The organism is Chitinophaga hostae, assembly GCF_018224885.1.
GTDB classification, from domain to species: domain Bacteria; phylum Bacteroidota; class Bacteroidia; order Chitinophagales; family Chitinophagaceae; genus Chitinophaga; species Chitinophaga hostae.
Genome location: NZ_JAGTXB010000013.1, coordinates 160439 through 176058, shown reverse-complemented (window position 1 = coordinate 176058; position 15620 = coordinate 160439). Strand labels below are relative to the sequence as shown.

Sequence of the window (15620 nt, the reverse complement as noted above, 5' to 3'; positions counted from 1 at the left end):
ATCTTTTCGTTTACAGATTAACGTTAATACCTGCGGTAAATGAGCGGGTCAGCGGATAGATATTAGAATCATACCCCTGCGTGAAATTGCTGGCGGGAGCAGTGTTCACTTCCGGGTCCAGTCCTTTATACGGTGTAAACGTGAGCAGGTTACCACCGGTCACGAATACACGGATATTGCTAATGCGCACACGATTCAATGCCGGGGTATTAAAGAGGTAAGCGATCTGTAAATTTTTAAGTTTAAAGAACCCTGCTTTTTCGATGAAGAAATCTGAATCACGTCCATTTTCATTAGGATCGCCGTTCACGAGGCGGGGCAAACCGGCGCCCTTGTTGGAAGCAGACCAGGAGTTGGTTAGTATGTCGCGCGCATAGTTGGCAGTATTGCTGGTAAACAGCATAACAGATTTACGTCCGTTATTATACAGGGAATTACCGATGCTGAAATTGAAGAATGCGGTGATTTCCCATTTACCAATCCTGACGATATTGTTCCAGCCGCCATAAAAATCAGGCTCTGATTTACCGATGATACCACGGTCGGCATCAGTGATGCGTCCGTCGCCATTTACATCCACAAATTTAAGATCGCCGGGAGCGGTTTTAGCCGACTGGTAAAAGCCTTCCGGTGCTGTTTTATTGAGGTCGTCAATTTCCTGCTGAGACTGGAAAATACCGGCTGTTTTGTATCCTTCGAAGTAACCCATGCTTTGTCCTTCCACCAATACACCGTTCAGGTCAAAACCACCATTGAGTTTTTCCACACGGCTGCGGATACGGGTAATATTTACATCGGTGATATAGTTGAAGTTTTTGCGACGGATCACATCACTTCCTACCTGTACTTCCCAGCCACGGTTAGAGAAATCGCCTACGTTGTAATACTGCTGGCGTGCACCGGTTTCCATGGTGATACTGCGGTACAGGATCATATCGCGGGTAAACTTCCTGAAATAGCCGATCGTACCTCTCAATTTGCTTTTAAACATGGAAAAATCCATCGCGGCATCGAGCTGATTGGTAGATTCCCAGCGGATATCGGGGTTGGGTACATCATTAACGATCATGCCATTTTTCCGGGCATAAAAGCTACCCGAGGTGAACAAGGTCGTGTACTGGAAGTCAGAAAAATTGGCGCTGCCGGTTTTTCCCAATGATACACGCAGCTTAAGATCTTCCAGCCAGGAAACGGGTTTCATAAATCCGGCTTCTGACAAGCGATAGGCCAGTGCTGCAGACGGGAAGAATGCCCAGCGGTTGCCAGGTGAAAATTTAGTTGATTCATCCGCGCGGCCTGTAAAGGTGAAATAATATTTACCGGCGAAATTATAGTTGGCGCGGAGGAAATAGGATTGTAACCCGCTGATGGTGCCACCACTGGACCAGGTATTGAGAATGCTGGCGCCACCGAGGTGATTCAGCGACTCATCGTCTGAAAAGTTATTGGACTTGATATTGGTGAAATCGCTCTTGCTTTGCTGGAACGACATCCCCGCTACGGCATTCAGATTATGGCTGCCGACGCTTTTCAGGTAAGACAGGGTATTATCAAAAATGCGGGAGCTGCTGTTGTTGGTATAATCTTCCCTGGAGCCTGTACGGCTGTTCCGTATTTCGAATACATCAGAGGAAGGGGTATAGTTTAACATGTCTCCCTTTATAATATTGTAAGAGAGGTCAGACCGCCATCTTAATCCTTTCAATACTTCCACTTCTGCAAAAAATGACATCATCATGTTCTGGCTCCGCTCGCGGTTGGTACGGCTTAGCTGTGCCACCGGGTTGGCCTGTGAGCTGTCGGGAGTAGTACCATATCTTCCCAGGCTGTCATACGCCGGAATATCCGGACGATAACGGACTACGTTATAGTAAGTATTGCCGGAAGTAGTTTCCATGATGGAATAGTTCATGTTGGTACCGAGGCGTAAACGGTCGAACAGCGTGGTTTCCAGCCGGCTTCTCAGGTTATAGCGTTTAAAGCCGCTGTTCCTGATAACACCTGCCTGGTCGGTAACACTACCGGAAACGGAGTACAGGGTGTTACCGTTATTGGAGCCGCCGTTGATATTCAGGTATACGTTGTTGGTCATTGCCGTGCGGGTAAGCAGGTGCTGCCAATCAGTGCTGGCGCCGGGATACAGCACAGAATCCTTTGGCGTTGGCTTGCCGGCGTTCTTGTATGCTGTTTGCATTACCTGCAGGAATTCCGGCCCATTGAGCATGGTATATTTTTTAGCGAAATTCTCCGCTGATGCGGTGTAACCAACAGAGATATCTGCCTTGGGGCCGGAGCGGCCTCTTTTGGTAGTGATGATTACCACCCCGTTAGCCGCGCGGGAGCCGTAGATAGCGGCGGCAGAGGCATCTTTCAGGATGTCCATGCTTTCAATATCTTCAGGGTTGATGCTGGCCAGCGGAGATATTTGCCTGTAAACATCATTTGCGTATTGTGCGTTTCCCTGCCCGTTGCCTATTTCCACAGGTACGCCATCAATAACGTAGAGGGGTTCGTTGTTACCATAAACGGAGGTACCACCACGGATACGGATAGATGCTACAGCACCGGGAGCGCCGGTAGCTTTCACCGCGTTCACACCGGCTGTACGCCCTGCCAGGGCAGCATCGAAGGAGGTGCTGTTCATTTTTTTCAGGTCGTCTGTTTTTATGGAGGATACGGAACCGGTGAGGTCTTTTTTATTCACCTGCCCATACCCCACTACCACTATGCTTCCCAGCGTTCTGGCGTCTTCAGACAACTGCACGTCCATTGTTTCACCAGTGATCACCAGCTCGCGTGACAGCATGCCGACAGCAGACACTACGAGGATATTTTTATCAGCGGGTACTTTGATGGTAAACTCACCATTTTCGTTGGTAGCAGCACCGCGGGTGGTACCCTTTACCAATATGGACGCGCCGGGCACCGGTACTTTTTCCTTTGCATTGTTCACCGTTCCGGAAATGGTTCGCATGGCGGCGTTGGCGGCGACGTCGGCTTTCAGGAAAATAACAATACCATCATTCATGGTACGGTATTGCAGGTCGGTATTTTTCAGCAGCTGGTCCAGGATGGTGGTGATGCCTGCGTCTGTGAAGGTGAGTGTGTTGACAGAATATTTTTTTACATCACTTTCATTATAAGAGATATTGACAGCGCTTTTTATCTGCAGCTTTTTCAGGCAGGAAGCAATTGTTTCGTAGCTGAAATTAATGGTGGTTTGTTTCTGCAAATATGACTGGGCATATGTTTGCAGCTGGGCGGCCGAACATAGCAGTCCGCAGAGCAGCATTATTTTCACCCATTTTTGCCGGTAGATGTTGGTTGGTAGAAATCCATTGTTCATAATAGATGGTATTTGATATGAATATTAAGTCGCCGTTATCAGCAAGGCTGGCCGCTGATAGTAATTTTTCGGTTTTGAATGGTATAGGTAATCTTATCGATCAGTTTTAACAGGTCAAGTACCTTGGTGACAGGTTCTTTTTCGTTAAAATGAAGGCTGTTGATACACTGTTTCATTTTACTATTGGTGAATATGATTTCGTAGCCATAGATATTCTCCAGTTTCAGGGCCAGTTCTTCCAGGGTTACGTTCGTGAGGTATATGTCGCCGTTACGCCAGCTGTTGGACTGTGCAGCATCCACCATTTGTGTGGAGAAAGTGGTTTTGCCGCTATTGTATACTATTTCCTGGCCTGCGCCCAGTATTATGTTACATTGTTGCTGATCGAGCACCTGTACGTTACCGGTGGTTACGGTTACTTTTTCGCGGGTCAGTTTCGTGTAGGCGGCTACGTTAAACGAAGTACCTAATACTTTTATGGCCAGGTTCTTTGTATTTACTATAAAGGGGTGGGCAGCATCTTTGGCTACATCAAAAAATACTTCTCCATCGCGGACCCTGAATTCGCGGTGATGCACAAAGTCGGGGTTGTATTGCACACTGGATCCGCTATTGAGCCATACTGCGGAGCCATCCGGCAGCACCATTTTCAGGCGTTGCCCCACGGGGCATGCCAGCGACACCCAGGCAGCAGGCTTCGGGACTACCGGTTTAGGCCAGAAGAATTTCAGGCCGATCAACAGCAGTACCGCGGCAGCGGCGGGCCATACTGCTCGTTGCCAGCGGCGGATATGCTTTACCGGTGCGGGTTGCTGGTATATTGCCGCCAGTTGTTGCCAGCCTTCTTCTTTCATGGCAGCCCGTTGTTGCGCCGGCGGCATTTCTGCCGGCATGGTATCCATGCTTTGGTACCATTGCTGTAAAAACATTTCCTCTTCCTCGCTGAGGCCTTCCTGTAGCTGCTTTTGCAGCAAAAAACGGATATACCGGTGATTGAGCATAGTGGTTGGTTGACGGATAAGTACAGGGAGCTAACCCGATCGTACCAGTGGTTATAAAAAAAAATTTCAGGCAAAAAATAAGAGGCGAACCAGCTAAAGCTGGCTCGCCTCTTAAAACAGGATGCGAAAAAACCTTATTCGTTTAACAACGGGTTGTTCGCAACGGCATCCATAGGAATCCGTATGGTGTAGCGGGGATCGTTGGCCTTCAGGGTAACGCTTTTCCCTTTCAGCGTATGAACGATCTCCGGCTGTGAAGTTCTGCGTAAATCAAACCAGCGGTGGCCTTCGAAAGACAGCTCACGGAATCTCTCATCATATATTTCCTGCAGCAGGTCTTTGCCGGACAGCGTAGCCAGGCGGATTTGCTCTGTGGCATGGAATGCCGGCGTATGGCGGCGTTGTGTTAGCTGGTCGATGTAGTTACGGGCTACCTCGGGCTGGTTCAGCTGTGCGGCGGCTTCTGCGGCGATGAGGTACATTTCCGCCACGCGGAAAGACTGCCGGTAGTTGTTGCCAAAGTTGGTTTTGGCGACCGTATTTTTACCTTTGCTGTCTTTTCCGTAAAATATTTTCAGGCGTAAATCGCCCGTGGTATTGTACATAGAAAAGAGTTTGTCGGACACATAAGCGGTTTGCACCAGCACCGCATTAAAATTCTGCTCAAAGGCCTGTATGGTCTCAATAGAGTTATACAGGGTGGGCAAGGTATTGCTTGTGTTGAAGTCTGCCAGCGTATTCTTTTTTTCCAGCACGGCCTTGGCGGCATTTAATGCTTTTTCCCACTGATGCGTATATAAATAAATACGTGCAGCCATAGCCATACCGGCAGTCTTGCTGAATTTATAGGATTGTGCAGTTTCAAAAGCATCCACGTTTACCAGTGATAATCCCTGTTCCAGGTCGGCCAGTACCTGGGTGTATACTTCTTTCACCGTATTTCTGCGGGCTACCTTTTCCATATCCACTTCCGTAATTACCGGCACTGCCTTATCGGTGGCGGCGGTAGCTTCGTTGTAGGCATTGCCATAGAGATTTACCAGGTTGAAATGCACATAGGCGCGCATCAGATAAGCTTCTCCCAGCAACTGGGCCTTTTGGGCACTGCTGCCTCCTGTGGCAGCGGGTGCTGCTTCAATAATATGATTGGCATAAAAAAGTTGCTGGTACTTATTCCTCCATCCATAAGTGAGTGATTTGGCAGGACCATTTTCATCCCACAGGAAGTTATTGAGGATCAGGTCTACATCCCTGCTGCGGGTTTCGTTTACAGTGATTTCATCTCCACGGTAGCCGGCCAGTCCTTTATCAAGGTCTGTAGTTAAATAAGCGATATCCAGTTCCTGGGTGAAATCCTCCACAGTGGTAGGAACCACCTTTCCTACCGGTACAATGTCGAGATATTTTTTACAGGATGACATCGTTGCCATTGTTAATACCAGGCCGGTGGCATATATAATTTTACGCATGTTGCTGTATTTTAGAATGAGGCATTAAGGCCGATGGTGAATGTTTTAGGAATAGGCTGTGCGTAGATATTTCCCATGGTTTCCGGGTCCAGGTAGCCTTCGTAGTTTTTTGCAAACACGAATGGATTCCTGGCTTCCGCGGTAATCTTTAATCCTTTCATCCGGATTTTGTTGCCTACTTCTTCCGGCAAACGGTAGCCTACTGTAATATTGCGTACCCTTACATAACCGGCGTCCCTGATCCATAAGCCCAGGGAATTGTACTGGTACATATTATCCTGCAGCCAATGTCCCATGAGTTTCAGATCCGGGTTGGTAGCAGCGGTATTTCCGAACAATGCCGGGTATTTGCCATTGGGATTCGCCACTGTCCAGCGATCCAGTATAGCTGTACTGCTATTGGTGCCGCGGTTGTACAGATTGGGGCTATAAGGAGGTTCCACCTTTACCTTCTGACCCAGATTGAACATTAAACCGATTGACAGGTCAAATCTTTTATAGGTAAAGTTGTTATTCAAACCGCCGGTATACAGCGGATCACCGGAGCCCATATTGCTGAATAAGCTGCGCATCTGGGCATTTGTAAGACTGGTGTAAGGGAACAATCCTCCCAGGTCGGGATCACCGGCAAAATCGTCCTGTAATTGCAACAGCTCAGACAGTGTTTCTGTCTTACCCTGATAATTCACCATGATCATACCCTGCTGGTTAATTCCGGCATATGGCAGCCCCCAAATGGTTCCTACCGAACTACCTTCCCTGGAAGGGAAGTAAGCGTTGTCGGGCAGGGTTTCCCGTAAAACGGTATTCTTGTTGTAGGAGAAATTGAAGTCGGTAGACCAGCGGAAATCCTTGCGGGTGATATTGCGGGTGTTAATACTTACCTCCACTCCCCTGTTGCGCATTTCGGCCCAGTTTACATTCATGGTCTGGAAGCCGGTTTCCAGGGGCAGGGCCAGCACATTGATCAGGTCTTTACCATGACGGTCGTAATAATCCACTGTTACATTCACCCTGTTTTTCAACACGGCGAAATCGATACCAATATTTTTATTGATGGTCTTCTCCCATCTCAGTTTCGCATTGGGTGGCGCTTCCACCAGGATCATCCGGGAAGTGTTACCCGGCAGAATAGATGCATTAATGTATCTGCCGACTACAAAGGGTGAGGTATTTTTGTCGATGTTACCCTGCAAACCATAGGATGCACGTACATTCAACATATCCAGGAAGCGTACATTTTTCATAAATGGTTCTTCCATTACGCGCCAGAGGCCACTTACAGACCACAGGGGCAGGTATTTATATTTTGGATCCACTCCAAACAGGTCTGAACCATCGAAACGGATACTTCCGCCCACCGTATAGCGATTATTATAGGTATAGCTGCCGGTACCAAAGAAAGATACAAATGCATTCTCAATGAACTGGTGCCTGTCTTTATACAACGCTTCTATTTCGCTTTCGCTAAGATATTTTGGCGGTAGTGTGCCCAATGTTTTGGGGTCATATCCATAGCCTACGGTAGTGTTGAGTCTATCTTTTATCCGTCTTAGCTCATTACCACCCATTACATTGAACTCATGTTTTTTGTTGATGCTGAAACTATATTCCGCTAATGTTTTCAGGGTATATTGCTGCATTCTCTGTTCACCGTTATTAATCATACCACCTTTGGGCAGATAGGTTGTTTTTTCGCCGGTAGCAGGGTCAAAGCGTTGGCGGATATCCGCCAGCTGCCTGATATAGTAGCTGTTCTCCAGCGCTATCTGCTCAGAAGAAGTATTTTCTGACTGTATGCCCAGCTGAGAGCTGATGTGCAAACGAGGAATCACCTCATAGTCCAGTTTAAAGCTGGTATTGACAGCCTGTGTTTTGATGTTGTTGCTGGTATTGGCACGTTCCTCGAGCACGTTAAAATCAAGTATGCTTTCATCTCCAATAATGTTCCTGTCGTATACATAATTCCCGTTTGCATCTGTAGCGGGGGTATAAGGATTAGCCAGCCTGGAATATTTCACAGGGTTGGTGTTGCCGGAGCTGTTGGTCAGGAAAGAAGATTGTGTGCGTTGATTTGCGAAAATACCTGCAGAGAATTTCAATTTGTCGGACAGGTCATAATCTGTTTTAAAGGTAATGTTGTACCGTTGCGCACCGGTACCAATGGTGGCGCCTTTTTCATCGTAATAACCACCGCTGAAATAATAGGATGCTTTATCACTGCCTCCGGATATGCTCACGCTGTGCTCCTGCGTGAAAGCACTGCGGAACAGCCGGTCGTTCCAATTGGTGTTAATTCCTCTCAATGCATTTATTTCATTCCGTGCGGCGGCACTGATGCCATCAAACCCTTTGCTGGTCAACTCTTCCGGTGTCACGCCATATTTATGAAGAATACGATATACTTCGCCGTTGTCCGGCAGATAGGTAAAGTCGGAGGTGAACAGATCCAGTTCCAGGTTTACCTTCTGGTCGCTGTTCATCAGGTTCAGTCGATCCAGGTTAGGCTGCTGCGTAAATGTAAAGTTGTTACGGTAGTTCACCGATAAGCGTTCATTCTTTTTGCCTGACCTTGTAGTAATAACGATAACGCCATTAGCAGCGCGGGCGCCGTAAATAGCGGTAGCTGCGGCATCTTTCAGTACAGTGATACTTTCAATATCGGCAGGACTGTAGCCGGCAATAGAAGAAGTATACAGCTGATCAATGGCTTTGGCATCTTCGAGTTTTGGGAGGTTGGTTCCTTCTACCGGTAAACCGTCAATTACCCACAAGGGATCCTGGGTACCCTGTAAAGAAGCAGTACCACGGATACGGATCTTCGCAGCCTGGCCGGGAGCGCCGGAAAGGGCCGTCACGGCTACACCGGACAATTGCCCCTGCAGCATCTGCTCTACGCTCATCACACCGCCAATGTCAATTTTATCCATGGCAATTTTGTCGACCGCACCGGTGGACCTGTTCTTCCGGATATGCTGGTAACCTGTGAATACAAATTCATTCAGGTTTTTACCCGAAGTGGCCAATGTAATATGATAGTTGTTACTGCCGGTGATGTTTACCAGCCGCGTTTCATATCCCATATAATTCACTGTGAGTTGTTTCACCTTCAGTGAATCCGGGAGGTTTAGGGAAAACTCTCCTTTTTCGTTGGTGATAGCGCCAATGCTGATGTTTTCTATAATATTATCTGTAGCGGTAGTGGTGCCGATGGTTTTGCTGCTGGCATAGATGGAAACGCCTATCAGCGCTTCTCCTGACACTGCGTCCACCACTTTACCTTTGATAATACGCGGACTGTTTTGTGCCTGCGCCCACCAAGGGGAAATACAAACGGCCAGTACCAAACATAGTGTCTGTAGTAAAACTGAATTTTTTTTCATGTAAACAGATGATAGATTATTTGTTATTTAAAGCCTGGTTGATACGGATAATAAGATCATTGTAATGATCTGCGGTAGCACGGTCGGCATTATTCTTTTTGCTGTGAAGCAGTTGCAGCAACCGGCTCAGTTCACCGCGTTTGGCGCTTACGGCATCGGATACACGATTTACGGCGAAGTACATCATATTACGGGAAGCGCGATCTTCCTGCAATGGTGGCTGGGAAGCAAACGTGCAGAAATTTTCCATCGCTGCCGGCTGTTGTTCCGGTTGTAATTTCTTCACTTCGGTACGTACCACTGATTTGTCGATGCTTACAATCAGTGCATCCACAAAGCCTTTCTGACTGTTGCGCTCATAGATATCCAGTGCCTGCCCCCGCAATGTTTTTGCAAAAATGCCATTGTGCATATCGGTCATGAGGTCTGAAACGGTGTATGCTGTTTTACCGTTGGCCGCTTCATTTTCCAGCATCCGGGACAGGCGTTCATCGCGGAGGAGGTCGTAATACAGGTATGACTGCAGGCTTTTCGCATATACTAACGCACCGTATTCGATATTGCCAATGGGGCTTTCCTTGATAGGATAGCTTTTGGTGTAAATATCATTTCTGAATAACCAGGCCGGGGTGTTAAAGACTTCTGCCACCAGGTAATGCACAGCATCCTGTTGTTTTTTCTTTTCCACGTGCTGGTAGGTATTTTGTTGCTGACCATATACCGTAGGCGTTATGTAGATACCACCCACATTGGCCAGTACGTGATAAGCGTATTGATTCCACTGGCCGATGGCGCTGTTCAGCATTTTACCAGCTTCGTCGTAGTTATCACCTTCTTCGCGGGTCCAGCTGAGAATCTGCGGAACAATGCGTTTCAGGTTCAGCAGTCCGTACCTGCTGGCTTTTACCGCATCGTTGCCGAGGTCTTCTATCTGGGAACGGGGATCAATGGCATCGCGTATATCCTGTTGTTCGCCGAAAGCGTACAGGCGGTCATTTTCGTGTGCGCGTAGCTGTTGGTTCAGCGCAGGCAGCTCTTCGTGCGGTGTTTTAGCGCCGGTATAGCGATAGGCCCAGCCGATGGCGAATTTGTCGTATACGCCGATAGCCGGAGTGATCTGTGTGACATTGTCGCCGGGTTGTGCTACATAGTTAAAGCGGGCATAGTCCATGATGGATGGTGCGGTTCCTCCCATGCGCGCAGTAAATGCCGGGGAGCGCAGCGAGTCGACATCAAAAGCAAAGGAGCTGCCCATGTTATGTTGCAGTCCGAGGGTATGACCTACTTCATGACTGGAAACAAAGCGGATAGCGTGTCCCATCAGGGAATCGCTGAAATGGTTGGTGCGGGCGCGCGGATCAATGGCGCCGGTTTGGATGCGTACCCAGGAATGCAGGGTGCTCATAACATTGTGCCACCAGATGATGTCTGCTTCCAGTATTTCACCGGAGCGGGGATCTGTTACAGAGGGGCCCATGGCATTGGCTTTGGCAGAAGCAGCATAGGTTACCACAGAGTAGCGGGCATCGTCTGCATCAAAATCGGCATCGTTGACGGGAGCATCTTTCGCAATAATGGCATTTTTGAAGCCGGCAGCTTCAAAGGCTTTCTGCCAGTCTTCAATCCCTGCCTTGATATAAGGGCGCCATTTTGCCGGTGTACTGGCATCTATATAATAAACGATGGGCTTTTGCGGTTCCACCAGTTCCCCATTGCGGTAGCGCTGCATATCTTCCGGTTTGGGTTCAAGACGCCAGCGGGTGATCAGGTCTCTTTGCTCCAGCTTATGCTGTTCATCACTGAAATACCAGCGTGGTGTGGTGAAGAGGCCTACTCTCCTGTCGGCGAAGCGGGGCGTCATCGGATGTTCACTTAGCAGTACCATGTTGGTAGTGGTTTCAATAGACACTTCCACGCCGGTGATTTTTGCGGTGAGTTCGGATTTAGCGACAATATTATCTTCAAAAGATTTGATGGCGCGGATACGGGAAAGGTCCTTGATAGGAGAGCTGCCCATTCCGAGTGCATCAAATACGTTGTTGATACTATTATTGGAGCCATCAAAAATTTTGGATACGTTGATTACAAACGCTGTTGTATCTGCATTATAGGTTTCTATTTTAAAATAGTCGATCACAGAAGGGATGAAATTATCCGCGACAGATTGGGCGATGGCGTTGTTGGCAGGTACTTCCAGGAAAGGATTTTGTTTGCGGAGGAAGATTTTATTGAGCGTGGTATCGCGCTCAAAGGAAATGACCATATTAGCGTAGTTCATTCCTTTATTCACACCGGCATCGTTGAGCGGTTCCGGTACTTTGGAGAGTTTGTTGACCACCAGGAGCTGGCGGCCCAGCAGTTTCAGGGGGATTTCAAAATAGTATTCCGTTTTTACGCGATGTACTTTAAACAGGCCGTTAGCAGAAACCGCATCAGCGGTAATCACCTCTTTATAAGGTTTAAGTCCTTTGGTATCGGGTTTCTTTTTAGCGGCAGTATCTACTGCTGCCGCGGGTGTTTTTTTTCCGAACAGCCAGCCGCCTTTTTTCTTTTGCGCCGAAGCATCAAGGGTTAAAAGACATTGTGCCGAAAGGGCCAGGCATGGGAGTAGCCATAACAGTTTCCTGTAACTTGCGTGCATAGTTGGAGTATTATTGTGATGTATACAATATTATATACAGGGCAACGGTGTATCCTGACCACTGCTGGTGATAACTGCCATCTTTTGCGGGAGGTAACCGCATAGAAATGCCTGTGGGGTACAACCCCAATAGTTAAGCCCAGCAAGGGCCGGGCTACAAAGGATGATGATAAGTTGCTACAAAGAGTTTGTGTAGTTTTTTTAAATAAATACAGACACAGGTAAAATCTTCACAAGCATTTTGTTGTCGCGCGTTTAACATTTTCTTAACCACGAGGGTGCAAAGCTATTGAAAAGTATTTATAGAAAAAAGGACTTTGATTAGTGTGATTATTATGATTATCCTGATGAGCGGATTTTGTCTTTACCAGGATTAAACTGATTTTGATGATTTACAGGATTTTATTTTTATAGATTTTATTTTTGATTTAAAAAGATTAGCGAAGACAAAAGCGGATACTCGCTACTGTCTTCGCTAATCTTTTTAAATCATCAAAGGAAAAATCCTGTAATCATCATAATCACAGTTAATCCTGGGCAAGAAAAAGTCCGCTGCATTTGCCTAAAAGCTAAAAGCTAATAGCTAACAGCTGGTTCGCTACTTCCCGGTGAGTATGGAAATGACGATAACAAGCAGCGTTGGATCTACTTTGCCACGGAGATGTTCTCGCATTTTTTCAGTGGCCCTGTGTAATTGGTTTTTTACGGTTTGAACGGAGAGGGACAGGTGTTCGGCGATTTCGGCTGGTGACAGTTGTTCTTCCCGGTTGAGCAGAAATATTTCCTGCATGCGTGGGGGCAACTGGGCAATGGCATCGTCGACAATATGCTGCAGCTCTTTGAGGGTCAGTTGCTGGGGAGCATTATTGTGGGTGAAAGTAGCCTGCCATTGCGCTTCTACGATGTAGCGGAGCTTTACTTCGTTGCGGGCATACAAATTAAAGATGCGGTTACGCAGTATTACCTGCAGGTAGGGCAACAGTGATTCCCGCGGCTGTAGCAGTGCACGCTGATCCCACACGGTTACAAACACTTCCTGTACCATATCACGGGCTTCCTCGGCATCCTGCAGTCTCTTAAAGGCGATATTAAAAAGCGGATCCCAATACCTCTGGTATATGAGCCGGAACGCCTCCAAGGGTTGCGAATGCACCAGGACAACCAGTTCTTTGTCTGTCATACCATGCATATCACCAGCGAATTAACGGGAAGCCCACAAGATAAGGCAAACAACCCGGATTTGGTACGTATGCACTTTTATTTTATGTCAGGAGGCAGACAGGAAGCGAACCATACCTGTCAGTACAGCCGCATCGCGCATGATCCTGAAATGGCCGTCGCCCGTGATGCGGAGCGATTGTATGGACGGGTACAACTGCAGGTATTCATCTATTTCTGTGGATTTGGCCAGTGTATCGGTGGTATCGTAGGCGATCCATATATTATTGGCTTTGATGCCGTTGATGTAGCGATGCATGTCCATTTCGGTGAGGTCTTCCCGCAGCCGTTGACGGATCAGTGCGTGTACTTTAGGCATCACGGTAGGATGGATGCGGAAGAGACGCAGGGTTTCATCGAAGAATACAGGGGCGCTTAAGGCGGCGCCCAGCAGTACCAGTTTGGGTACGGTTACTTCCTTGCGCGACAGCGTCAGTGCGGCGCTGAGTGCACCGAAGGAGTGTCCGACAATGGCATGTAACTCTCCCTCTTGTTGAATTACCTGTTCCAGTACATGCATCCATTGCACCAGGTTGGTGCGTTTGCCATCAGATAACCCGTGGGCGGGCGCATCGTAAGCGATTACCTGGTAGCCATTTTCCAACAAGGTGGCGATGAGCTGTTTGAAATGGAAAGGACTACCACCCCAGCCGTGCAGCAATAATACTTTGGGACCGACGGCGCCCCAGCGATAGGTGGTAACTTTTAAAGGCCTGTTATCAAAAGGATAGCTGCTTACCTCCAGCGATTGCAGCACTGCCTGATCGCGCAGCTGCTCGTGCGTTGGCCGCAGTTTGAGCCCTGGCGGCGTACAGTACAGGCGGTAAAATAACCTGGCGGTAGCTCCCGGAAACGGGCGGCTCATGGCGGATAATACCGCACCTGCCATACGCAGCGACAATGGTAAAACCTGGTGTTGCATTTTTAGACCGATTGGTTTATTTTTTAGCAATAAAAAAATCACAGCGAGTGATGTTTCATTTCTTCTCTTAAAGCGTCCAATACCACGAGCATCTGTTTATTATGTCCCAGCACACTACTTACCAGGATGGCTCCTTCCAGCATGGTAAACATTTTCACGGCAAATTTTTTTTCATCCCATTCGGGTTTAAACTCGCCGTTATCTTTCCCATACTGTACCATTTTGGCGATGCGGGATTCATAATACAGCACCAATTCGCTCACTTTCTTTTTCAGCCCGGGGTTAGTATCGTCGGCTTCTACCCCGAAATTAAGCATGGGACAGCCACCGGCTACCCGTTGATTTTTTGGGAAAGTGCTGTAATATTCAAAGAGGGCTTCGAACTTGCCCGCCGAAGTGTTGGCAGTAGCAGTCACCTTTCTTAACTGTAACTTCTCTTCGCCGGCGATATAGTCAAACACTTCCATCACAATTTCTTCTTTGGAGGAAAAATTGCCATACACGCCGCCCTTAGCCAGCCGCGTGGCTTTCAGGATATCACTGATAGAAGTACCGGCCACCCCCTTCCTGTTGAAAATAGGCGCCGCCTTTTCTATGATGAACTGTCGTGTTTTTTCCGCTTTCCCCATTGTTGGTCCAAATTAGACCAATTGGTCCAATTTGACAAAAAAACTTATGGGAGTTTCTTTGCCCGGGATTTTTTTTGCCCAAGATTAGACTGATTTTGAAGATTTAGAGGATTTTTTTTGTGATTATAATTTGATTTTAAAGATTTTGGAAGACGGAGGCGGATTTTGTTTATATCTCATAAAATCTTTTAAAAATCAAAAAAGTAAAAAAATCCTCTAAATCTTCAAAATCAGTCTAATCCTGAGCAAAAAAAATCCCAAGCAAAGAAACTACCTGTTATAAATTAAGGATACGCTCAATCGCGGGCGCATACGCCGCGCCAATAGGAATGGGAATATTCTTGATGTAGAGGGCGTTCCGGTCTGCACGTTCTATTTTGTTATTGGCAACGATGTAGGAACGGTGTACCCGGGTGAATAACGCAATAGGAAGCAGATCTACCACCTCCTGCATAGACAGGCGGGAAATGAGTTTGCGGTCGGTGAGAATGAAGTTCACATAATTGCCCGCGCTTTCCAGGTAAAGGATGTCTTCCAGCACAATACGAAATTGTTCATACCCGCTTTTTACAAAAATGTAGTCCGGTTGTTCTTTGCTGACCGGCGTACCGTTCTGCTTCAGCTGTAACAGGTTATTGGCTTTATTACACGCCTTCATAAAACGGATGAGTGAAAAGGGTTTCAGCAGGTAGTCAATAGCATCCAGTTCAAAACTTTTCACGGCATGTTCTGAATAGGCGGTGGTAAAAACCGTCATGGGCGGGTAAGGGAGACTGGACAAAAAATCCAGCCCGGAGATATCGGGCATTTTGATATCCAGGAAAAGGAGGTCTACTTTTTCTTTGCTTAAAAAATCGATGGCATCGAATGCGTTGGTGAAAAAGCCTTTCATTTCCAGAAAGGGTACCATGGCGGCGTGATTTTTTATAACAGCCAGCGCCACCGGTTCGTCATCTATTGCAATAGCAGTCAGCTTCATATGGCTATTTTTACCTGTAAGCAAGATAGGGA

9 protein-coding genes are annotated in these 15620 nt (G+C 47.4%); all 9 read right to left on the bottom strand.

Features of this window, described 5'->3' with window-relative positions; all coding sequences use genetic code 11:
• Nucleotides 1-10: 10 nt before the first annotated feature.
• Nucleotides 11-3346, bottom strand: a complete 3336-nt coding sequence (locus tag KE626_RS23505; protein ID WP_211975446.1) for a TonB-dependent receptor — start codon at nt 3344-3346, stop codon at nt 11-13.
• Nucleotides 3347-3384: 38 nt separating this feature from the next.
• Nucleotides 3385-4347 carry a FecR family protein gene (locus KE626_RS23500; protein WP_211975445.1) on the bottom strand — a complete coding sequence of 321 codons (963 nt, stop codon included), beginning with the start codon at nt 4345-4347 and terminating at the stop codon, nt 3385-3387.
• 134 nt (nt 4348-4481) lie between these two features.
• Nucleotides 4482-5816: a RagB/SusD family nutrient uptake outer membrane protein gene (locus KE626_RS23495; RefSeq protein ID WP_211975444.1), complete on the bottom strand. Its 1335-nt coding sequence runs from the start codon at nt 5814-5816 to the stop codon at nt 4482-4484.
• A gap of 11 nt (nt 5817-5827) precedes the next feature.
• Nucleotides 5828-9199 carry a SusC/RagA family TonB-linked outer membrane protein gene (locus KE626_RS23490; protein ID WP_211975443.1) on the bottom strand — a complete coding sequence of 1124 codons (3372 nt, stop codon included), beginning with the start codon at nt 9197-9199 and terminating at the stop codon, nt 5828-5830.
• Between the two features lie 16 nt (nt 9200-9215).
• Nucleotides 9216-11840 carry a zinc-dependent metalloprotease gene (locus KE626_RS23485; protein WP_211975442.1) on the bottom strand — a complete coding sequence of 875 codons (2625 nt, stop codon included), beginning with the start codon at nt 11838-11840 and terminating at the stop codon, nt 9216-9218.
• Between the two features lie 598 nt (nt 11841-12438).
• A complete protein-coding gene (locus KE626_RS23480; protein WP_211975441.1) occupies nt 12439-13029 on the bottom strand; it encodes an RNA polymerase sigma-70 factor in 591 nt (196 codons plus the stop codon).
• Nucleotides 13030-13107: 78 nt separating this feature from the next.
• Entirely contained in the window at nt 13108-13980 is an 873-nt protein-coding gene (locus KE626_RS23475) for an alpha/beta hydrolase (protein WP_211975440.1), read from the bottom strand.
• A gap of 38 nt (nt 13981-14018) precedes the next feature.
• Nucleotides 14019-14609 carry a TetR/AcrR family transcriptional regulator gene (locus KE626_RS23470; protein ID WP_211975439.1) on the bottom strand — a complete coding sequence of 197 codons (591 nt, stop codon included), beginning with the start codon at nt 14607-14609 and terminating at the stop codon, nt 14019-14021.
• Nucleotides 14610-14886: 277 nt separating this feature from the next.
• Entirely contained in the window at nt 14887-15588 is a 702-nt protein-coding gene (locus KE626_RS23465) for a LytR/AlgR family response regulator transcription factor (RefSeq protein WP_211975438.1), read from the bottom strand.
• Nucleotides 15589-15620: the final 32 nt, after the last annotated feature.